The 20,951-nt window shown below is 66.6% G+C and carries 14 protein-coding genes; 9 read left to right on the forward strand and 5 right to left on the reverse strand.

Features of this window, described 5'->3' with window-relative positions:
- Window positions 1-68 precede the first annotated feature (68 nt).
- On the reverse strand, window positions 69-1,067 hold the full coding sequence (locus QRN11_RS04480; RefSeq protein ID WP_285250041.1) for a LacI family DNA-binding transcriptional regulator: 999 nt from the start codon (window positions 1,065-1,067) through the stop codon (window positions 69-71).
- A gap of 178 nt (window positions 1,068-1,245) precedes the next feature.
- On the reverse strand, window positions 1,246-4,794 hold the full coding sequence (locus QRN11_RS04485) for a discoidin domain-containing protein (RefSeq protein WP_285250042.1): 3,549 nt from the start codon (window positions 4,792-4,794) through the stop codon (window positions 1,246-1,248).
- Window positions 4,795-5,031: 237 nt separating this feature from the next.
- Between QRN11_RS04485 and QRN11_RS04490 the strand changes: the two genes are divergently transcribed.
- The 8 genes from QRN11_RS04490 (at window position 5,032) to QRN11_RS04525 (ending at window position 14,342) form a co-directional block, all read left to right on the forward strand.
- Window positions 5,032-5,619 (forward strand): helix-turn-helix domain-containing protein, encoded by a 588-nt coding sequence (locus QRN11_RS04490; RefSeq protein WP_285250043.1) that lies wholly within the window; start codon window positions 5,032-5,034, stop codon window positions 5,617-5,619.
- 257 nt (window positions 5,620-5,876) lie between these two features.
- Window positions 5,877-7,259: a type III glutamate--ammonia ligase gene (gene glnT, locus QRN11_RS04495; protein WP_285250044.1), complete on the forward strand. Its 1,383-nt coding sequence runs from the start codon at window positions 5,877-5,879 to the stop codon at window positions 7,257-7,259.
- 25 nt (window positions 7,260-7,284) lie between these two features.
- On the forward strand, window positions 7,285-8,205 hold the full coding sequence (locus QRN11_RS04500; protein WP_285250045.1) for a class II glutamine amidotransferase domain-containing protein: 921 nt from the start codon (window positions 7,285-7,287) through the stop codon (window positions 8,203-8,205).
- Window positions 8,193-8,915, forward strand: a complete 723-nt coding sequence (locus QRN11_RS04505) for a GltB/FmdC/FwdC-like GXGXG domain-containing protein (RefSeq protein ID WP_285250046.1) — start codon at window positions 8,193-8,195, stop codon at window positions 8,913-8,915. The genes QRN11_RS04500 and QRN11_RS04505 overlap by 13 nt, the downstream gene beginning before the upstream one ends.
- A gap of 8 nt (window positions 8,916-8,923) precedes the next feature.
- Window positions 8,924-10,306, forward strand: coding sequence for an FMN-binding glutamate synthase family protein (locus QRN11_RS04510; RefSeq protein WP_285250047.1), 1,383 nt, complete (start codon window positions 8,924-8,926; stop codon window positions 10,304-10,306).
- On the forward strand, window positions 10,306-11,493 hold the full coding sequence (locus QRN11_RS04515; protein WP_285250048.1) for an FAD-dependent oxidoreductase: 1,188 nt from the start codon (window positions 10,306-10,308) through the stop codon (window positions 11,491-11,493). Before QRN11_RS04510 ends, QRN11_RS04515 begins: the two co-directional genes overlap by 1 nt.
- An 11-nt stretch (window positions 11,494-11,504) precedes the next feature.
- Complete coding sequence (locus tag QRN11_RS04520; protein ID WP_285250049.1) at window positions 11,505-12,791, forward strand: allantoate amidohydrolase; 1,287 nt, start codon at window positions 11,505-11,507, stop codon at window positions 12,789-12,791.
- Between the two features lie 261 nt (window positions 12,792-13,052).
- Window positions 13,053-14,342 (forward strand): ammonium transporter, encoded by a 1,290-nt coding sequence (locus QRN11_RS04525; protein WP_285250050.1) that lies wholly within the window; start codon window positions 13,053-13,055, stop codon window positions 14,340-14,342.
- A gap of 128 nt (window positions 14,343-14,470) precedes the next feature.
- Here the strand turns inward: QRN11_RS04525 and QRN11_RS04530 are convergent, their stop codons facing one another.
- On the reverse strand, window positions 14,471-15,499 hold the full coding sequence (locus QRN11_RS04530) for a glycoside hydrolase family protein (RefSeq protein ID WP_285250051.1): 1,029 nt from the start codon (window positions 15,497-15,499) through the stop codon (window positions 14,471-14,473).
- 59 nt (window positions 15,500-15,558) lie between these two features.
- Window positions 15,559-19,035 carry a DEAD/DEAH box helicase gene (locus QRN11_RS04535; RefSeq protein WP_285250104.1) on the reverse strand — a complete coding sequence of 1,159 codons (3,477 nt, stop codon included), beginning with the start codon at window positions 19,033-19,035 and terminating at the stop codon, window positions 15,559-15,561.
- A gap of 196 nt (window positions 19,036-19,231) precedes the next feature.
- Between QRN11_RS04535 and QRN11_RS04540 the strand changes: the two genes are divergently transcribed.
- A complete protein-coding gene (locus QRN11_RS04540; protein ID WP_285250052.1) occupies window positions 19,232-20,083 on the forward strand; it encodes a DMP19 family protein in 852 nt (283 codons plus the stop codon).
- Between the two features lie 57 nt (window positions 20,084-20,140).
- Here QRN11_RS04540 and QRN11_RS04545 read toward each other — a convergent pair whose 3' ends face one another.
- Window positions 20,141-20,776 carry a DUF5655 domain-containing protein gene (locus QRN11_RS04545; protein WP_285250053.1) on the reverse strand — a complete coding sequence of 212 codons (636 nt, stop codon included), beginning with the start codon at window positions 20,774-20,776 and terminating at the stop codon, window positions 20,141-20,143.
- Between the last annotated feature and the right edge of the window lie 175 nt (window positions 20,777-20,951).

The following is a 20,951-nucleotide window of genomic DNA, read 5'->3' on the forward strand; positions in this document are numbered from 1 at the left end:
AACAACCGGTGGTGGAATCGATTCCAAAAAGTCTGGCAGGCACCCTCGCGCGCTGTCAACCCCCTGCGCTAGCCCTTCGTCGAACCGCGGACCACGAGCTCATGCGGCAGGAAAGTCCGGCCGCGGCGGTGTTCACCCGGTTCCGTCATCCGCGCGAAGAGCGCCTCAAAGGCCACCCTGCCCATCTCATACGCAGGCTGCCGGATAGTGGTCAACTCCGGGACGCACATCTCCGCCTGGATGGAGTCGTCAAAACCTGCCACTGCAATGTCTTCGGGGACCCGCAACCCGGCGTCGGCAATCTCCCGGACGCAGCCGGCGGCCACCGTGTCGCTGCCGCAGAACACGGCATCGGGCAGCGGGTCCAGCTGCAGAAGCTCCTTGGCGAGGCGGCGCCCGGCATGGAAGTCGAACTCGCCTTCAGCAAACAACAGATGCCTTGGTGACACGCCTGCCTGGGCGGCCGCGGCACGGAAACCTTCCTCGCGCAGCCGGCCGGAACGGGCCAGCCTGTTGCCGATCATCGCCAGGCGCCGGCCGCCGGTTTCGATGAGGTGCCGCGTGATGTCGAAGGCTGCCTGCCGGTCGTCGATGGAAACACCAAAGGCCGCCTCGGAATCAACGATTTCGCAGACCTGCACCACGCTCAGCTGCTGCGCCAAGGCCTCCACCTCGGCATCGGCCATGGCGGGCGAAAACAGGATGGCGCCATCCACGGAGCCGTTGCGGAGCATGTCCACCAACTGCTGTTCCCGTTCAAGGTCCCCGGACGTCGGAGCAATAAGGCTGACATAGCCGGCTTGGGCCGCGGCGTCACCGAAGCCCCGGAAAGCCTCGCTGATCACGGGGGAGTTAAGGTTCCTGGCGAGGGCCAGAATGCGCATGGTCCGGTCGCGGCGCAGGTCGCGGGCGGAGGCGAGGGGGCGGTAGTTGAGCTCCCGGATGGCGCCGGTGACCTTTTCCTTGCTTGCTGCGCTGACGGCCGGGCTGCCGTTCAGGACGCGGGAAACCGTGCCCACAGACACGCCTGCCGTTCTGGCGACGTCCTGGACTGTCGCTCGCGCCATTCCCTCATCCTTCCGCGGCCAGTGACGTAGGTCCCCGCTGCCATTGCCCGTGCCGTCCGGTGCTGCGGCAGGTTTCCCCAGCATAGTCCGGCGGTACAACGAAAAACGGCCGCCGAAGTGCCAGTTGCCTGGCGGCTCCAGCGGCCGTTCCCGTGGTTAGAGGAAGGCTGCCATCCGGCTACTTCGAGGCGAAGAAGCTCACGCACTCCCCTTCATTGGTGAAGCCCGGCTCCACGTTGGTGGCCCAGCCTCCGCCGGCACAGGCTGCCTTGCCCGATACGAAAGCCACTGTGTACTCCCGGGTAGTGCCGTTCGGGGCCGTCACGGTGACTGTCGCCGTCGGCCGTTGAACCGTGGCCTGGGACACCACAACTTTGGTGTTAGTGTCCAGCGGGTAGGCAGCCACGGTGGGTAGCGCGGCCGACGTCGTGAGAACTGTGTAATTGCCCGTTCCGGACGAGAAGCCCACTACGGACTTCTGGTCCACCAGCAAGCGGCCGAGGTCAGCGAGGCCCGCTTCGCCCAGCCGTGTGCCGGCAATGGCCACCTCAGCCACCTTGGTGTAGGAACCGGGGGTCGCCAGCACAACCCTGATGCCGCGGGTGGTGACAGGGTTGAACGCCACCTTGGTCGGAGCGGTGGTGCTCAGCCCGGTGACGGTTCCTGCCGAGGTGTCCTGCCAGGCCCCTGCAGCATCCTGGTACTGGACTTTCAGGCTCTGGGCTGCCTTCTCCGCGGAGGTCACCGTCACTGAGGCCACCGTGTAGTCGCGGCTGAAGGCGTAGCTCAGGCTGTCGCCGCTACGGCCGCCGCTCACCCAGTTGGACCACCGGGTGGACGCGTTGCCGTCGCAGGTGTTCCTGGCGGTGTACGAGCCCTCGGTGTAGCTGGCGGTGACTGTGGTGGCGGGATCGTCCTTGCAGATGTTGCTGCTCGGGACGCGGTCCACCACCAGCACGGTCAGCAGGGCATCGAGGGGCTTGTCGCCGGCCACTCCGGTGCCGGCCTTGCCACGGACGGTGGCGGTACCCGGCGTTTGCAGCGCCGCCGGGTCAAGGGTGCTCCAGTCCCAGGTCACAGCGAGATCGTTCCGGGCCGCTGCCGCTCCCACCTGACCGGGAACAGTCGCGGGCGCGGCCGCCTTTACACCTTCCAGCGTGGCACCCGCTCCGACCGTCACCGAGACGGGGTCCGTGGCCGTGTACTTGCCGACGGTAACGGTTGCCTTGGCGTCGGTGAAGGCCTGGCCATAGATATCGGTGCCTGAGCCAGTGATGGTCACGGTGCCGCGCTTCTTCCAGACGGCAGGATCCACGGCCTCCCACTGCACCGCTACCGGACGGCCCTCACCCTTTGCGTACAACGGGGTGACGGTGGCTGGCAGGGATGGCGCTGTGCCGATGGGAGTGCTTAGTTCCACGGGCTTGGTGCCGAGCAGTTTAAGATCAGCGAGGTCTGTGAAACCCCAGGCCTGATGCGCGTTGCCTGTTGCCGTTGCCGTGGTTCCGGCGGACGAGCCGAGCGACACGGAGGCTCCCGCAGCGGTCTGGTTTCCGGAGACCTGCAGGGCAATGGCGGCTCCGGCGTTCACCAGTGACCACTGCTTGCCATTCTCGGTGGTGATGATCCATTGCGCCGCCGGATCAGCTTTGGCCTGTTCCAGGGACATAGTGGCCAGGGACGCGCTGCCGGTTTGGCTGGCATTGAGCACGCCACCGTTGCCGGTCAGCACGCGGCCGTCCTTGTTGGTGACCACCCAGCGGCGGTCGTTCGCGAACTCCTTGCCGCCCGCTGCGGTGAACGTCCACAGCTGCGGGGTGACCTCCGCCGTCGTGCTGCCCGGATCCTGGATGGCGGTGGACCCGTCGGCTTTGCCGGTGAGGTACTTTCCGCTGGCTTCGCCGGTCAGGTGGTAGCTGTGGCCGTCCTGCACCGGGGCGGCGCCGCCCGCCACTCCACTGACGCCGTCGACGACGAACGTCACCACGGACGCGGCAGGAACCTCCAGAGTGGCTGACTTTGCTGCGCTATCGACGGCGACCGGGGCACCTTTGACGAGGGCGTTCCGCTCGATATCGTCCAGCGGGGACTTCGTGGTGACCACCGGTGTGACGGTGGCGCCGGGAGCGATGCTGCCGAACCGGCTGAGGTCGATGGTGACCTTTTCCGCCGTCGGAGTGTCATTGAAGTGCACCAGGCTGGCTCCGTTGCCGTCCGCGTCCAGGGCGCTGGCGGTCTTGGCGTTGTCATTCTGGATGAGGAAGTCGCCGGGGCGGATGTAGTGCGTGAAGTTCCGGGTGGTGTTGTACTTCTGGTTGGTCAGGACCTTGCACTTGGCGGCGTCGGCACTGGCGCCATCGTTGAGCCGGCGGTTCGAGAAGCCCTCGCGGCCCGCGTAGTTGCAGTCGAAATCAACGTAGATGGAGCCCCAGCCCTTGTCCGCCTTTTCCTGCTTGTAGGTGTCCTCCACCGGCTGCCAGAACACCCAGGCGTCCGGTTCGAGTTCGCGCAGGTCGTTGACCATACGGCCGGCGATGCCCAGGCCGTTGGTGATGTTGGAGCGGTCCCAGCCGCTGGTGGAGTCGCCTAGCGCCGGGTTGCCGGTCCAGAAACCGCCCACTTCGCTCATCCACAGCGGCTTGTCCGTGGAGTTTGCCAAGTCGCGGACGCGGCGGCGGTCGTTGGTGCCGTAGGTGTGGACGTTCAACTGGGAGACGGCGTCCTTGGCCTGCTGGCTGTAGCCGTTCCAGTTGGTCATGAACTTGCTCGGATCGGTCTCGTCCATGGCAGAGATGACGGCGTCCGTGCTGGTGCCGTCCTTAGCCAGTTCGGCGGCGAGAAGTTTGGTGACGCGGTCCTGCGCCGCTGGGTAGATCAGCGCGCCTTCCTGCTTCTGCGTGTAGGTGGTGGGCGGCTTGCCGGTGGCGGCGTTGATGTCCGTGCCCCAGTAGCCGGAGTTGGGCTCGTTGAACGGATCGATGGTGTCCACTGTGATGCCGCTGCCGTCTTCGAGGAGTTCGACGGCGTGCTTCATGTAGGCGGCGAACTTGGCTTCGGCCTCGGGCAGTAGATTCTCGCCTTTGTTGGTGTTGACCTGGCCGGAGACGTAACCGCTTTTGGTCATGAACCATGGAGGGGAGTTGCTGAAGGCTTCCCAATGGGTGATCTGCTGGTCTGCGGCGAGGCGTTCCACCCACCAGCGCTGGTTACGGTCTGCGTCGGGGTTGTAGGAGGCAGGGTCATCCGGGTTCCACTGGTGGAGGAACGCGAGCTTGTTGGCCTGCGCGGGGTCCACCGACCCGTCCGGGTTGTACAGGTCCGATGGCGCTTCGCCGGCACCGGGTTCAGTGACCGGCTTCCACCAGCCCTCCACCGCGCTGCCGTCGTTCAGGTAGTTGGCGACGTCGGACGCGTTGCCGCCGCCCACGTTGTAGCGGGCAATGTTGAGATTAAGCCCGTCCTCGCCGAACACCTTCTGGTAAAGCTCTTCCCGCAGTTCCGGCGGGTAGCCCGCCGTCGCGTTCGCAAACCAGACCAGGCTGGTGCCCCAGCCTTCAAAGGCCTCGCCGCGGCTCGCCGGGTTGGGGGTGATGGTCACCGGGGTGGCATCGGCTGCAGCCACCGGCGCGGCCGGCAGCACCGCCAGGCCGGCTGCTGCCGTAACCGCGGCTGCCAGGGCGGCCACCGGCCTTCGCAGCCTTCGTGGTGGTCGGGCGGAGAACGTCATTGTTGTACCTCACTGTCTCAGGACGCGTTGCTGGTGCCGGCGCCCGCTACGGAGATCCAGGGGAGCGGGAAAGCTGCGGCACAGCGAGACTATGGGCGGGAGGCGGCCGCAACAAGGCAGTCGAACAGGCTCGGTCGCGTTCGAACAAAGCTGCTCGTGGATGATGGAGTTTGGAATTGGTTCGGGACGGTGGCCCCAACCGGCTGGCGGCTGACCGCGCCACCTATGATGGCTGCTATGACGGAACATGCCCGGGAAGAGGTTGCCGGAAAGCTCGAACAGGTGATCGCAGCCCAGCTGCGGCACTACCGCACCTCCCAGGGCCTGTCCTCCGCCGAGCTTGCTTCCCGCACCGGGATGTCCAAGGCGATGATCTCAAAGATCGAAACAGCCAGTACGTCCTGTTCCCTGACTACCCTGCAGCGCCTCGCTGACGGGTTAAGGATCCCAGTGACGGCGCTGTTCCGCGGCGCGGACACGGACCGGGACGCCACGTTCACCAAAAGCGGCGAGGGCAGCCTCACCGTGCGCAGCGGCACCCAGCACGGGCACGAATACCGTGTGCTGGGTACATTGAAGGGCCGCACGGATGCGCTGGAGCCCACCCTGGTGACGCTGACGGACGCCTCAGATGTTTTCCCGCTCTTCCAGCACCCGGGCACGGAGTTCATCTACATGCTTGCCGGCAGGATGGTGTACGGCCACGGCCAGTACGAATACACCATGGAGCCTGGTGACTCACTGCTTCTCGACGGTGAAGGCCCTCACGGCCCGCTCGAACTCCAGGAACTGCCCATCCGCTTCCTGGCCGTGGCCGCCAAGTAGGAACACTTGTGAAGCTCCGGACCGGCCGGGGACCGAACGGCGCACGTAAGCGGTAGAGCTTGGGTGGGTGGGATGCGCCCCTTTCTGCGGCCCTTGGCTGCCTGAAGACTCCTGCCTAAGGCGCGGATGTGTCCTTTCCAACTGACCCCGCGACATCCAAAGTTAACAATTCCTGCGCTCGCTTGAAACAGACCTTTGACTACTGTGGTTCAACAAGGTTTCATAAGAAGCAACAGCAAGCGAACAGGACAGTTCCGATGACTAGTCTCGCGACACCTGAAGTATCAACAGAAGCACCCGTGGCGGAGAGCGCCCGCCGGATTTCCCTTGCAGACATTGCGCGTGCCCACGACGTCCGCTTCCTGCTGGCCACCTTCGTGGACATGACGGGCAAGCCCTGCGCCAAGCTGGTCCCCGTGGAAGCCGCCGACGAACTGGAAAACGGTGCCATGGGCTTCGCCGGCTACGCTGCCGGGCTGATGGGCCAGAAGCCGCAGGACCCGGACCTGATCGCTGTCCCGGATCTCGCGTCCTTCACCCCGGTGCCCTTCATCAAGGAGGGCCTGGCGATCATCCACTGCGATCCGCACGTTGACGGCGAGCCTTGGCCTTACGCCCCGCGCGTGGTCCTGAAAAACACCTTGTCCCGCCTGGCGGAGAAGGGCATGCAGGCCAAGGTGGGCGCCGAGGTCGAGTACTTCCTGGTGACAAAGAACGACGACGGGACGCTTAGTACCGCGGACAGCAAGGACGACTCACCCCGCCCCTGCTACGACGCCCGCGGCGTCACCCGCATGTACGATCACCTCACCTCCATCTCCGATGCCATGAACAGCCTGGGCTGGGGCAACTACGCCAACGACCACGAGGACGCCGCCGGCCAGTTCGAGCAGAACTTCAACTACGCGGACGCCCTCACCACCGCTGACCGGGTGGTGTCCCTCCGCTACATCCTGAACATCCTGGCGGGGCAGCGCGGCATGACCGCCACGTTTATGCCCAAGCCCTTCACTGACCGCACCGGCACCGGCCTGCACTTCCACCTGTCACTGTGGTCCGGTGCCGAGGCGCTGTTCCCCGCCGGGGGAGCGGACGACGACGGCCGGGGCCTTGGGCTTTCCGGCCTCGCCTATTCGTTCATCGCAGGCATCCTGGACCACGCCCCCGCACTGCAGGCCTTCCTCGCGCCCACCGTGAACTCCTACAAAAGGACGGGTGCCACCACCAGCTCCTCCGGCGCCACCTGGTCGCCCCGGAAGGCATCCTTCGGCGGGAACGACCGCACCCACATGATCCGTGTGCCGGACAACAATCGGATCGAGCTGCGTTCCGGGGACGGTTCGGCCAACCCGTACCTCGCCATCGCCACCGCCATCGCTGCCGGGCTGGACGGTGTGGAGAAGTCCCTCGACCCGGGCCGGCCGTCCGGGCCGGGGGAGTCCAAACCCGACGCCCACCTTCTGCCGGCCACCCTGCTGCACGCCGTGGAAGCGCTGCGGAAGGATCCCGTGATCCTGGCCAGCCTCAGCGGCAATCAGGCCATCGGCAGCTACTACGCGGACGCCAAGGAAGAGGAGTTCCTGAGCTGGCACAACCAGGTCAGCGACTGGGAAATCCGCACCTATTTGACCTCTATCTGACCCACTACCCACGTAAAGGACCACCATGTGCGGAATCGCCGCGCTGCAGCTGCGCAACCCCTCGCTGCATCCCCAGATGGGCAGCCTGCTGTCCTCGATGCTCTGCCAGATCGTGGACCGCGGCCCGGACTCCGCCGGCCTCGCCGTCTACAACACACCCGGCCTGGTGTCCCCCGGGACGTCCACACTGAGCCTGCTCGGCAAGGACCAGGGAATGACGACGGCGGCCATCACCGCAGGCGTCGCAGCGCTCCTCGCTGGCGTGCTTCCAGCAGGTGCGGCAGCAGCCGTCAAAGTGGTGGGTGATACCACCCTGGTGAGTGCCGCCGTCGGGACTGACCTGCTGGTGAAAGCAGTCAGTGAAACCCTGCCCGGCGCGACCATCATCGGGCGCGGCGAGCACGTGGCCGTGATGAAGAGCGTGGGCCACCCCATGGAGATCGCCGCCGAGCATGGACTCGAAACCATGGCCGGAAGCCAGGGCCTGTCCCACACCCGGATGGCCACCGAGTCGGCCGTCACCGCGGGAGGCTCGCATCCCTTCTCCGTCGCCGACGACCTGTGCCTGGTCCACAACGGCTCCTTCTCCAACCACGCCACCGTCCGACGCGAACTCAAGCGCGAGGGCGTGGTGTTCGATTCCGAGAACGACACCGAAGTGGGCGCCCGCTACGTCGCCTCCCGGCTGAAGCAGGGCGACACTCTCGAGGAAGCACTGGTGAACCTGGGCAAGGTCCTGGACGGTTTCTACACCCTGGTGGTCACCACGGCGGACAGCATGGCCGTGGTCCGGGACCCCATTGCCTGCAAGCCGGCCATCATCGCCGAAACGGACGACTACGTGGCCATGGCCTCCGAATACCGCGCCCTGGCCGGCCTGCCCGGCATCAACAACGCCCGCATCTTTGAACCGGAACCCGGAAAGGTCTACACATGGTCACTCTGACAGCCCCCGAAGCCCCCACCGTTGACGCGCTGACGGAAACCACGGTTGACCTGGCCGCCAGCACCGTCCGCGAACTCAACCAGGCCATCCACAATGCCGTTGACGGGCAGTCGTGGACGGTCACCAACCCCGGCGGGAAGCACAGCCTGGCCGTCGGCATTGACGCGGACATCACGGTGACCATCGAAGGCCATGCCGGCTACTACGCAGCGGGGATGCACCAGAAAGGCGACGTAACCATCAGCGGCAATGCCGGCGTCGGACTGGCCGAGAACATCATGTCCGGCAGGGTCCACGTCACTGGTGACGCCTCGCAGTCCGCCGCGGCCACCGGCCACGGCGGCCTGGTGGTCATCGACGGTAACGCCGGCGCCCGGTGCGGAATCTCGATGAAGGGCGTGGACATTGTGGTGGGCGGCAACATCGGCCACATGTCCGCCTTTATGGCGCAGGCCGGCCGGCTGGTGGTCTGCGGCGACGCCGGTGACGCGCTGGGCGACTCCATTTACGAGGCCCGGATCTACGTCAAGGGCAAGGTGGCTTCCCTCGGAGCCGATTGCATCGAAAAGCCGCTGCGCGAGGAGCACCTAGCCGAGCTCGCGGAACTCCTGGCCGCCGCCGGCCGCACCGAGAATCCGGCCGACTTCAAGCGCTACGGCTCAGCCCGGAACCTTTACCACTTCCACGTCGACAACTCGACGCAGTACTAGGAGCTCCCATGACTATCACCTCCGTACCGCTTCCTGCCCAGGGCGTTGCACCCCAGAACCTCCCCGCGTCTGATATCGCCGGGCTCGGCCTGCGCGAGTCCGCCACGTTCGACCGTGCCACCATCGCCGACATCCAGCGCGCGGCCGCCACCGGCGTCTATGACATCCGCGGCTGGGGTGCCAAGCGCAAGGTCCCGCACTTCGACGACTTGCTCTTCCTCGGCGCCTCCATGTCCCGCTACCCGCTGGAGGGCTACCGCGAAAAGTGCGATACCGACGTCGTCCTCGGCGACCGGCACGCCACCCGCCCGCTGCACCTGCAGACCCCAGTGACCATCGCCGGAATGAGCTTCGGCGCCCTGTCCGCAAATGCCAAGGAAGCGCTGGGCCGCGGCGCGTCAGAGGTGGGCACCTCCACCACCACGGGCGACGGCGGCATGACGCCTGAGGAGCGCGGCCAGTCCAGGCACCTCGTGTACCAGTACCTGCCCTCCCGGTACGGCATGAACCCGGACGACCTGCGCAAGGCCGATGCGATTGAGATCGTGCTGGGCCAGGGCGCCAAGCCCGGCGGCGGCGGCATGCTCCTGGGCCAGAAAATCACCGAACGTGTGGCCGGAATGCGCACCCTGCCGGTGGGGATCGACCAGCGCTCTGCGAGCCGGCACCCGGACTGGACCGGCCCGGACGACCTGGAAATCAAGATCGGCGAGCTCCGCGAAATCACCGACTGGAAGACGCCCATCTACGTCAAGATCGGCGCCTCCCGGCCGTACTACGACACAGCGCTCGCCGTGAAGTCCGGCGCCGACGTTGTGGTGGTGGACGGCATGCAGGGCGGAACCGCCGCCACGCAGCAGGTGTTCATCGAGAACGTGGGCATTCCCACGCTCGCCGCCATCCCGCAGGCCGTCCAGGCCCTGCAGGAACTCGGGGTCCACCGCAAGGTTCAGCTCATCGTCTCCGGCGGCATCCGAACCGGGGCAGACGTGGCAAAGGCCATGGCCCTTGGCGCGGATGCAGTGGCCATCGGCACGGCGGCGCTGATCGCACTGGGTGACAACGACCCGCGGTACGCCGCCGAATACTCGGCACTCGGCTCCGCCGCCGGGTTCTACGACGACTTCCAGGACGGCCGCGACCCGGCGGGCATCACCACCCAGGACCCGGAACTGGCCTGCCGCGTGGACGCGGTAGCTGCCGGCAAACGCCTGGCCAACTACCTGCGCGTCCTCACCATGGAGGCCCAGACCATCGCCCGGGCCTGCGGCAAGTCGCACCTGCACAACCTCGAACCCGAGGACCTGGTGGCGCTAACAATCGAGGCCTCCGCCATGGCCCGCGTGCCGCTGGCGGGCACCTCGTGGATCCCCGGTCAGGGAAGCTTCTGATGCCGGAAGCCCCTTCTGACTCCTCCGACTATGTGGTGGTGGGCGCCGGCCTGGCCGGCGCCGCCACCGCCTGGCAGCTGGCAGCCCGCGGCCATCAGGTCACCCTCCTGGAGCGCAGCACCCCGGCAGCGCACGACGGCAGTTCGCACGGCTCCGCCCGGATCTTCCGCTATGCCTATCCGGACCCCTTTTATACCCGGGCCGTCCTGGAGTCCAAGGCGCTGTGGGACCGGCTGGCTGCGGCCTCCGGAACCACCCTGATCTCTCCGTTCGGCGCCGTGGACTACGGCACGGAACGTAATCCCCGGCTGCTGGCTTCGGTATTGGCAGCCGAAGGGATCGAGCATGAACTCCTGTCCGGCGCCGACGCCCGCAAGCGCTGGCCGCAGATCGCCTTCGATACCGAGGTCCTCTGGCATCCCTGGGCGGGGGTGATCGACGCGGAAACCGCGGTGAACGCGATGGTGAGGCTCGCCGTCGGGCACGGTGCCCGGCTGCTGACCGGCTGGGAGCTGCAAAGCATGGAACGGACGGGCGCGGGTTACCGGCTTCATTCCTCAACAGGGGAAACGGTGGACGCCGGCAACGTGGTGATCAGCGCCGGCGGCTGGCTGCCCGGGCTGCTGGGGCAGTTGTCACTTCCGCCGGGTTTCCTGGCGGCGCTGCCGGAGTTCACCGTGCGGCAGGAGCAGGCCTTCCACTTCAAATACCGGGATCACGACGGCGGCGCGGCTTCAGGCGGCACCGGCCGGGGTACCACGCACTGGCCCACGTTCATCCACAAGGCTGCCGACATCCAGGCCTATGGCCTACCCGGCGGACGCGACGCAGGCTTCGCGGGGCAGAAAGTGGCCGAGTACAACGGCGGGAAACTCATCCCGTCCGCCCGGGAGCAGACCGGTGAAGTGGATCCGGCAAACCGTCGCCGCGTAGTGGATTACGTCCGCCGCTACCTTCCCGGCCTGGACCCGGAACCGTACGCCGAAACCACCTGCCTGTTCACCAACACCCCCGGCGAAGACTTCGTCATCGACCGCGCGGAGAACCTCACGGTGCTCTCGCCGTGTTCGGGGCACGGCGCCAAGTTCGCCCCGCTGATAGGCCAGTGGGCCGCGGACCTGGCCACCGGTGCCGGGACAGTTCCCGGCCGGTTCCGGATGGCGTCGTCAACAGCAGTCACCACGTAGAACGGATACCAGTGAGCCTTCCACAGACCGTACCCATGGCGGAGGCCCTGCCTTCTGCCCGAACCAGCGCATCCACGGTGACCAGCCTGCTTCAGGATATCTCCGCCATCGGCAGGGATACCTCACGGGGCGGCTACTCGCGGCCGGTGTTCTCCACCGCCGAGACGGACCTGCGCGCCTGGTTCATCGAGCAGGCCGAACGGCGCGGACTGGACGTCTATACCGATCACAACGGCATCATCTGGGCCTGGTGGGACACTTCCGCCGGCACTCGGAGGGACGCCGTGGTGACAGGCAGCCACCTCGATTCCGTTCCGGGCGGAGGCGCGTACGACGGACCGTTGGGGGTCGCCTCGGCGCTGGTCGCCGTCGACATCCTGAAGGCCCGCGGGCTCCGTCCCCGCCGGCCGCTGGCCATCGCCGTTTTCCCGGAGGAGGAGGGCTCACGGTTCGGCGTGGCCTGCCTGGGTTCCCGGCTCCTCACCGGTGAACTGGACCCGGACAAGGCCCGCCGTCTGAAGGACCCGGACGGCAACACCTATGCGGACGTCGCGGCCGCGAACGGGCAGGATCCGCAGCTGATCGGCGCCGACTACAAAACCCTGCAGCAGCTTGGCCTGTTTGTGGAGCTGCATGTGGAGCAGGGCAGGGGGCTGGTCGACCTCAACCAGCCCGTGGCCATCGGTTCGTCAATCCTGGGCCACGGCCGCTGGAAGCTGAGCATCACCGGCCAGGGCAACCACGCAGGAACCACCCTGATGGCCGGCCGCAAGGATCCCATGATCGCCGCTGCCAAGATCATGGTCGGCATCCGCGATACTGCTCGGAAGTACCGGGATGCGCGGGCCACTGTAGGCAGGATCCAACCGGTACCTGGCGGGACGAACGTGATCGCGTCCCGCGTGGACCTGTGGATCGACGTCCGCCACCCGGACGACTCCGTCACCGCAGCCCTGGTGGAAGCCATCCGGCTCAACGCCGGGATCTTCGCCGCGGAGGAGGGCTGCACGGCAAGCCTGGCCACGGAATCGCTGAGCCCCACAGTGCATTTCGACGCTGGCCTGCGGGACCGGCTGCAAAAACTGCTTCCCGCCGCGCCGGTCCTGGACACCGGAGCAGGGCACGACGCCGGTGTGCTGGCTTCACACATCCCCACCGCCATGCTCTTCGTCCGGAACCCCACCGGCGTCTCGCATTCCCCGGACGAGCTGGTGGAGGACTGGGACGCCGAGGAAGGCGCCGTGGCGCTGGCTGACTCGCTGGCCGGGCTCCTGGGCGGGGCCCGCGCCACTGGCTAGGGCCGCCGTCGTGCACTCCGGTAGGGGTCCCGGCAGCCCTCCCGTGCGCTTGGAGGGACAGCTGAAACTCGCAGGCGGACGACTGAAACGATCATTTTACACATCGGAAACCCAGCCAAAAATGCCAGTCATACAGTTGGAACCAGACGGCAATGGCCGCCCCTCCGCTGAACGTGGAATTCATCCCGCGTCCTTCCTGACGGATCGGCTCTGACGGCAACTTACCGTTCTCTCTTCTTCGCATCACGAAAGGGGTTTCCCATGGATTCGGGAAATGTCGCTTGGATTTTGGCCAGCTCCGCGCTGGTCTGCATGATGATCCCCGCCCTGGCCCTGTTTTACGGGGGCATGGTGGGCTCACGCCGCATCCTCAACATGATGATGATGTGCTTTGGCGGCGCCAGCCTGGTGGCCGTCCTCTGGGCGCTGTTCGGCTACTCCATGGCTTTCGGAAACTCCGTGGGCGGCATGGGACTCATCGGGGACGTTACCGAGTTCCCCGGCATGGCGCAGCTGCTTCCCGCCGATGATGGGGCGTCCATCCCGGTGATCCTCTTCGCGGCCTTCCAGCTGTTCTTCGCGTGCGTCACCACGGCACTGGTTGCCGGAGCCGCGGCCGGCCGCATGAAGTTTGGCGCCTGGATGCTGTTCGCGGGCATCTGGGCCACGATCGTCTACTTCCCCATCGCGCACTGGGTATTCGCGTTCTCCTCGGCTGACGGCAGCACCGTTGGCGGCTGGATCGCCAGCGGCATCAAGGCCATCGACTTCGCCGGCGGCACTGCGGTGCACATGAACGCCGGCGCTGCGGCCCTGGCCCTGGCACTGGTCCTGGGCAAGAGCTCCGGCTGGCCCAAGGTGGAACACGCCAAACCGCACAGCCGCCCGCTGGTGCTGGTGGGCGCAGGCCTGCTGTGGGTGGGCTGGTTCGGCTTCAATGCCGGCTCCGCGCTTTCCGCCGGCCAGTCCGCATCGGTGGTCTTCCTGAACACCGCTGTTGCTGCTTCCGCCGGCCTCCTGGCCTGGGCACTGGTTGAGCGGATCCGCCACGGAGCCGCCACCAGCATGGGCGCCGCTTCCGGTCTGATCTCGGCGCTCGTTGCGATCACCCCCGCCTGTGGTGCCGTCAGCCCGCTTGGCGCTGTGGCCATCGGCGCGATCGCCGGGGCCGTGTGCTCGCTCGCCATTGAGCTGAAGTTCCGCCTCGGTTTCGACGATTCACTCGACGTGGTGGGTGTCCACCTCGTCGGCGGCATCCTCGGAACCCTGCTGATTGGCCTGTTTGCCACGGACGCTGCACCCAACGCCGTGAGCGGCCTGTTCTACGGCGGAGGCGTCGAACTGCTGGGAGTCCAGGCGCTGGCCACCGTCTCCGTCCTGGTCTACTCGTTTGGCATCACATGGATCCTGGCGAAGATCCTGGACAAGACCATTGGCCTGCGCATCAAGCCCGAAGACGAAATGCGCGGCATCGACCTCGCCGCCCACTCGGAGCTGGCCTACCTGACGGATGAAGATCCGGTGGAGCTCGGTTCGCCCCAGCGGGTCTAGCGGCCAGTAAAGAATTCCGGGTGGGGGCGCCTGGAATACGAGTCAGGCAAAGGGCCAGGCCTTGGACCGGTGCCAGCACCCGCTGGCTTATAGTTCCAAGGTTTGGCCCTTTTGCTTTGCCCGTTTGCTTACCCCTCGCTGCAGAGCAGGTTTCCCTCGCGGACTTCCAGTACCGCCGCCCGGACGTGGCTGAGGCGGGTTCGAGGGTCCGGCGCCATGGTATCGATGTCCTCGCCGTTCCAGTGCGGATGCGTGAAGTAGACCAGCACGGCGCGTTCCCTGCCGTCCGCCCCGGGCGGGAGCGGGACCACGTCCGCGTGGCGGCCGACGACGGGCCTTCCGTCCACCGATTCCGGCGCGGTGAGGATGAGCCCGCCCAGGTGGTCCTGCCGGACCCAGCCGCCCGCGCCGTCTTCCGAGCGGTAGATACCCTGGCCGCGCCACTCGTCCACGATCATCCAGAACGTTCCGCCGAGCTGGAAGACCTTGGGCCCTTCATGCGGGCGGCCCGGGATGGTGAGTCCTTCAAGGACCCACGACGACGGGTCCCCGGGTGTGTCACTCACCGCGCTGTACGTGTTTGATCCACGGGCTTCGTCCTTGTACCAAAGCCGGTACCGGCCGTCCCCGCAGAGGGCGACGGCGGCGTCGATAACGCGTGGCGAGTCCAGGTCGATGGCGCCCAGGTACTCCCACGTCGCCAGGTCCTGGCTGGCGAACTGGACGATGGATGCGGTCCCGGTCCAGTCGGTCCGCACTCCGCCGAGCACGGTCAGGTACATGATCCACTGGTCGCCGATGCGTACGACGTCGGGGGCCCAGAGGGTGGCGGGCAGTTCAGTGTCGGGCGGGACGAGTCCGTCCACGGTGCCCTGGTAGGTCCAGTTGAGTCCTTCGTCGGAGGACCGCGCAGCGCCGATGGCCGTGCCGTGCACCCATTCGACGCCGGTCAACCCTGGTGCGGTGGCCCGGCGCTGGGTGTAGAACAGCACCCACTCGCCGGTGCGGTGGTCCGGGATCAGGATGGGATCTGTGGGGCCGTCCCAGACGGGATCGCGGTAGGGGGTGCTGAACGCATCCGGGCGCAGGAGGGGAGGGGCCGGCGGTGCGGAGCGGCTCTGCTGGGCGGCCTGCTGCTGGGGCACAGTTTTCTCCAACGTTGTAGTTTTGGTGCGTCCAGCTTACGCGATAGCTGCAGCTGCGAAGGGTTCCCCGCCTATTCCTGGAACAGCCCTGCCAGGTCCTCGGCAGTGATGGCACCGCCGGCCAGGGCGTCGCCCTCCATTACGTCGGCGAACAGCTGCGACTTGCGGGCCTTCAGCGCCATCACCTTTTCCTCGATGGTGTCCTTGGCCACGAGCCGGTAGACCATCACGTTCCGTGCCTGCCCGATCCGGTGGGTACGGTCCACGGCCTGGGCCTCGGAGGCCGGGTTCCACCACGGGTCCAGCAGGAACACGTAGTCGGCTTCGGTGAGGTTGAGGCCGAAACCGCCGGCCTTCAGGGAGATCAGGAACACCGGTGCGCTGCCGTTCTTGAACTCGCTGACCACGTCGGCGCGGTTGCGGGTGCCGCCGTCGAGGTAGCAGTACTCGATCTTCTCCTCGTCCAGCCGCTCGCGGACCTTCCCCAGGAACCCGGTGAACTGGCTGAAGATCAGGGCGCGGTGGCCCTCCGCCACTAGGTCCTCCAGCTGCTCGAACAATACGTCCAGCTTGCTGGACCGGACGGATGCAAGTGCCGGATCAACGAGGGAGGCGTCCAGGCTGAGCTGCCGCAGCAGGGTCAGCGACTGGAAGATGGTGAACCGGTTTTTGTTGACGTCCTCGATCAGCCCCAGGATCTTCTGCCGTTCCCGCTGCAGGTGCGTCTGGTACACCTTCTGGTGGCGCGGGTTCAGCACCACTTCGAGAATCTGCTCCTGTTTCGGTGGCAGGTCCTTGATGACCTGGTCCTTGGTGCGCCGCATCATCAGTGGACGGACCCGACGGCGGAGCTTGTCCAGCTGCCCCTTGTCGCCGTTCTTCTCCACCGGCTTCTGGTAGTACTCGGCGAAGCGTTTGGGACTGGAAAACAGGCCGGGGGCCACGATCGAGGTGAGGGCCCAGAACTCCATCAGGTTGTTCTCCAGCGGGGTGCCCGTGATGGCCAGCTTGAAGGCCGCCGGCAGTTTCCGGGCACACTGGTAGGCCTTGGACTGGTGGTTCTTCACGAACTGGGCCTCGTCCAGCACCAGGCCCGCCCACTGTGTGGACGCGTAGGCTTCGTAATCAATCCGGAACAGCGCATAGGACGTGATCACAATGTCCGCGCCGGCGAGCGCCTCGGCCGGAACCTGGCTGCTCTTGGCGAAGGTCTCGCTGATGGCGTGGACCTTCAGGCCGGGCGCGAAGCGCGTCGCTTCCAGGGCCCAGTTGCCCACCACGCTGGTGGGCGCAACCACCAAAAAAGGAGCACCGGCGTCGGACGCTGAACCCTCCGCAACGGCCGGCAGGGCCAGTTCCTTCGCCGCGCACATCAGCGCGAGCGCCTGCACGGTCTTGCCCAGGCCCATATCGTCGGCGAGGATGCCGCCCAGGCTGTGCTTGTACAGGAAGGTGAGCCAGTTAAAGCCCTCCAGCTGGTAGGGACGCAGCTCCGCGTTGAGGGTGGCAGGCAGCGGCAGGCCGTCCACGCCGCCTTCCAGCAAACCGCCCACGGCCGATCGCCAGGCCGCCGCCTGCTCGTCCACGATCCCCAGCTGTGCCAGCTCATCCCACAGGCCGGCCTGGAATCGGCTGATCTGCAGCGGCGCATCCTTGTTGTCCTGCAGGGAGCGCGCCTCCTCGATCAGCGCGCGGAGCTGGTGGAGCTCGGGCAGGTCGAGGGAGAAATAGGCGCCGCTGGGCAGCAGCATTTTGGTCTGGCCCGCGGCGAGCGCCGAGAACACTGCGGCGAAGGAGACCGGCTGGCCCTCCAGGGAAATCTGGATGCCGAGGTCGAACCAGTCGCGCTGCTCGGTGGCTTTGGTGGAAATGGAAACCACGGGTGCTTCCTCGGCCTCGCGGTAGTCGGCGATCTCGCCCACGGTGTCCACGTCCACATCGGGAGCCTCGCGCAGCCGGGGGAGCACCTCCTCGGTGAAGGCCAGGGTGTCCAGGCCCTTCAGCTCCACGGACGCAGCGAGCCGGGGGGTTCCCCAGCCGCCGGTGGCGGATTCACCCAGGGCGGGAACCACTTCCCACGGCCTGCCCACGCCTTCCAGGATGCGGGCCTCGGCGGTGTCGTCGCGGTAGCCGTGGTCACCGGGGTGCCGCCACAGCGGCTGGGCGGTAACGAGCTTTCCGGTCTTGTAGTGCCACTCCCAGTGCAGCCGGAGCCTGTGGTCCGCACCGTAGTTGGCGAGCAGCGAGAGCGTGGGGACGGCCAGTGCGGGCAGTGACACGGACTCGTCGCGGGCCGTGACCCGGGCGGTTTGCTTGAGCTTGGGATAGAAACCGGTGAGGAAGCGTGTCTCGTCCTTGGCGGGGATGTGCAGGGTGCTTCCGGCCGTGACAAACGCCAGCAGTTCTTCGCTCAGGCCGCCCTCAAGCGGTGCCAGCGTGATAATGCCGTCGGGGTCGGGGACTCCCGGCAGGGAGGCTTCGCCGGAGGTGAAGAAGATGCCGTGCGCGGGCCGGCCGATGGTTCCCACGGCGGCCGGATCAACATCCTCCCCCTCCACGGTGATGGTGGGCGCAAGCTCCAGGCCGCCGTCGGACGCCTGCTCCTTAAGCGGGACACGCTGCCCCGCCGCGGGTTCAGCCCCGGGGTTTTCATCCAGCGGGCTTTCAACAGGAGCACCGTAACGGCCCAGGTTAAGGCCGACGGCGGCAGGGGACTCCGCGAGCCGCACCGGTTCGCTGCCCTTGGAGTGAACCAGTGCCAGGCCGATCTTCCCGGCGTCTGCCAGCAGGCTCCACAGGTTCTTGCCGGAATAGGTGTTCAGGCCCAGCCACAGGCCCGAGGAGTTCTGCATCCGGCTGGCCGAGGCGGAGTGGGCGGCCAGGAACTCCTGCATCCACTCCACATGCGAAACGTTGCATTCGCGGCGGAAGTTCAGGTAGCTCAGGGTGTTCCAGGAGACGTCACCGCGGATCCACTTGCCCTTGGCCCCCATGATGACCGGGCGGGCCTTGAGCTGGCGGACGCTGCGGAGGGGGTCCCGACGGCCTGTGTAGGAGAAGTGCGGTGCCGGCTCCTCAATCTCGAACTGGAGGGCCAGCGGGACACCGCCGGTGGAGGGTGCGGCGCCGGGCTGGGAGATCAGGGGGCTGAGGGCCTTTTCCCAATCGGACACGGCCGCGGAGGGCTCCCGCGAGAGTTGGGTGGCGGGTGCGCCGCCCGGGGACAGCAGCTGGACGCGGGTGGCCGGGTTGTCCTCCGCCGCGAAGAGCAGCGCCGCCACGTGCTTGCAGTCCTTCCGGACCGGGCAGCTGCACACGCCCACCGTGCAGCTCCAGCCGCCGCCCTTGCGGACCAGTTTGGCGGTAGTGGAATAGGGCAGGTCAGCGCCGCCCCGGACCTTGCCCAGCATGAGCCCGGTGGCGGGATCGAAAGAGATGCCCGAAACACGGCTGCCCATGGCGTAGGCCAGTCCGGCGGCCAGGGAACGGTCGTTGATGGCGGGGGTCTGTATTGCCAGTGCCGAGCTTTCGTCCGGGTGGGATGGAATGGCGCGCGCTACTTTCAACAGGCCGCGGCGGGGCCGGGCCGGTGGTTGGTTATCTGATCCATCTTAGTTCGCCGGCGGGATTCAAAAGCCCCGGAAACTTCGCCGGACGTTCATTTCCTCCTCAACCCTGCGGGTACCAGGCGCACGTAGCGTGAAAAGTGTTCAAGCAGCACCCGCAAAAGCAGTGAGGATTGCCATGACCACCAGCCAGCAGCCCGTCGTCCTGACCAGCAGCAGCATCGCATCAAACGACGAAGACGTCGTCGAAGCCAATGTCAGCATCGTCGACGCCATGCACACCGCCCTGCTTCGCACCGAGGAGATGTCGCCCGTTGCAGTCCGCAGCTACTACGTGGACTTCTACCTCACGCAGGCACTTGAGGGTGGCTTCGCGCAGTACGTGTTCACCGCCGTCGACCGCTCCGAAACGGACACGCTGATCCGCGAAGGCATGGCGGGAATGGGCGCCACCGCACACCTGGACCTCTTCAACCGCGCGGTGGAGGCGTTCGATGACCTGTCCGAGGAAGACGAGGAACTCTACCTCGACGGCGGCCTGGACGACACAGCGGAAACACCCGACGGTGTCCTCCGCATGGAGGAGCTCGACGGCGAGTTCGAGGAGCTGCTGGAGAGTGAAAACATCACGGCACTCAACGCGGCCTGGCTGCGCGGCCAGGCGGAACTGCTGGTGCTGGACGACGAGGAGATCGGCGCGTACATCGAACGCCTCGTCGCCCAGATCCCGGACCTGCCGGAACGCCAGGCGCAGGCCGAGGCTGAAGCGCTGGAGGATGCCCCGGACTTCGAGATCATCATCCGCGAACTCTGCAGCATCGCCGGGTATGAGCTGATCAAGATCACCATGGGCGATCCGAACTACGTTCACGACGGAGAGAAGACCCTCGCCTGGCACTTCTCCACCGACCATGGCGACTTCCTCATGGTGGAGGAGGACGACGAGGCCTTTATGGTCAACCCCGAAACGCAGGAGATCGTGGCGGCAGTGGAGTTCGAGGAAGCCGACGCGGAGATGGTCGAAGCCTAGGCGGGCACGCGGGGCGCCGGCAGGGCGCCCCGCCAGCTGTTTGCTGTTGGACCCGCGTCAGCTGTTCTGGGCCAGGGCAACCGCCAGGATTTCCAGCAGTTCGTCGTCCACCTGGTCCTCGGAGGTCAGGCGCACCCGGCGGGTGAACGGATCATCCGGCCTGGTCTTGACTGCCTCGATCCTGTGCGCCGCGGGGGCACCGGGCGTAGAAGCACCGGGCTCACCGGCCCCAAGCCGGAGTGTCACGTCCACTGCGTTGTTGGTGGTCCTGGTGACCTGGGCGAACTTCCGCCGCCGGCTGTGCAGGGACACGTAGCCCTTCCGCATCTGGATTCCCACGCCGTCCGTGGCGGCAGCCCACGCCAAGAGGGCATCAGCGATGGGCCTCAGATGCGGATGATTCACATACTGGCCGGCGATCAGTTCGTCGGCATCACGAAGCATAAAGTCCGGGTAACCGAACATTTCCCAGGACACCGCATATTGGGCGTACCCGCTCACCCCGAATTCGTCGCGCATCCAGCGGCGCAGCTCGCCGTCGTTTTGGACGCCGGCGGCCCGGGCTTTCTCCGCCCAATACGCGGTGTCCTGGCCGGTCTTCCGCATCAGGAGGGCCTTGTTGTTGTCCACCATCAGCTGCCAGGTGCCGGCTTTCTTCTGCGGTACGAGTGCCGGCTGGGGGTTTGTAGGCATGCCTCGATCGTAATGCCGGACGCGCCTCCCGACGGCGCCGCCGGCCCTGCCGCCGACCGCCTCGAAAAAAGATTCTTCGCGCCCGTAACCTTTCCGCCGCCCCCGGCGATGTAGGAGGTGATGGGCCCGCCCGCCGGGCCCGAACTGAACATGTTGCCTAGGTTTTGGAGAGTTT

Source organism: Pseudarthrobacter sp. fls2-241-R2A-168 (assembly GCF_030209335.1).
Taxonomy (GTDB): domain Bacteria; phylum Actinomycetota; class Actinomycetes; order Actinomycetales; family Micrococcaceae; genus Arthrobacter.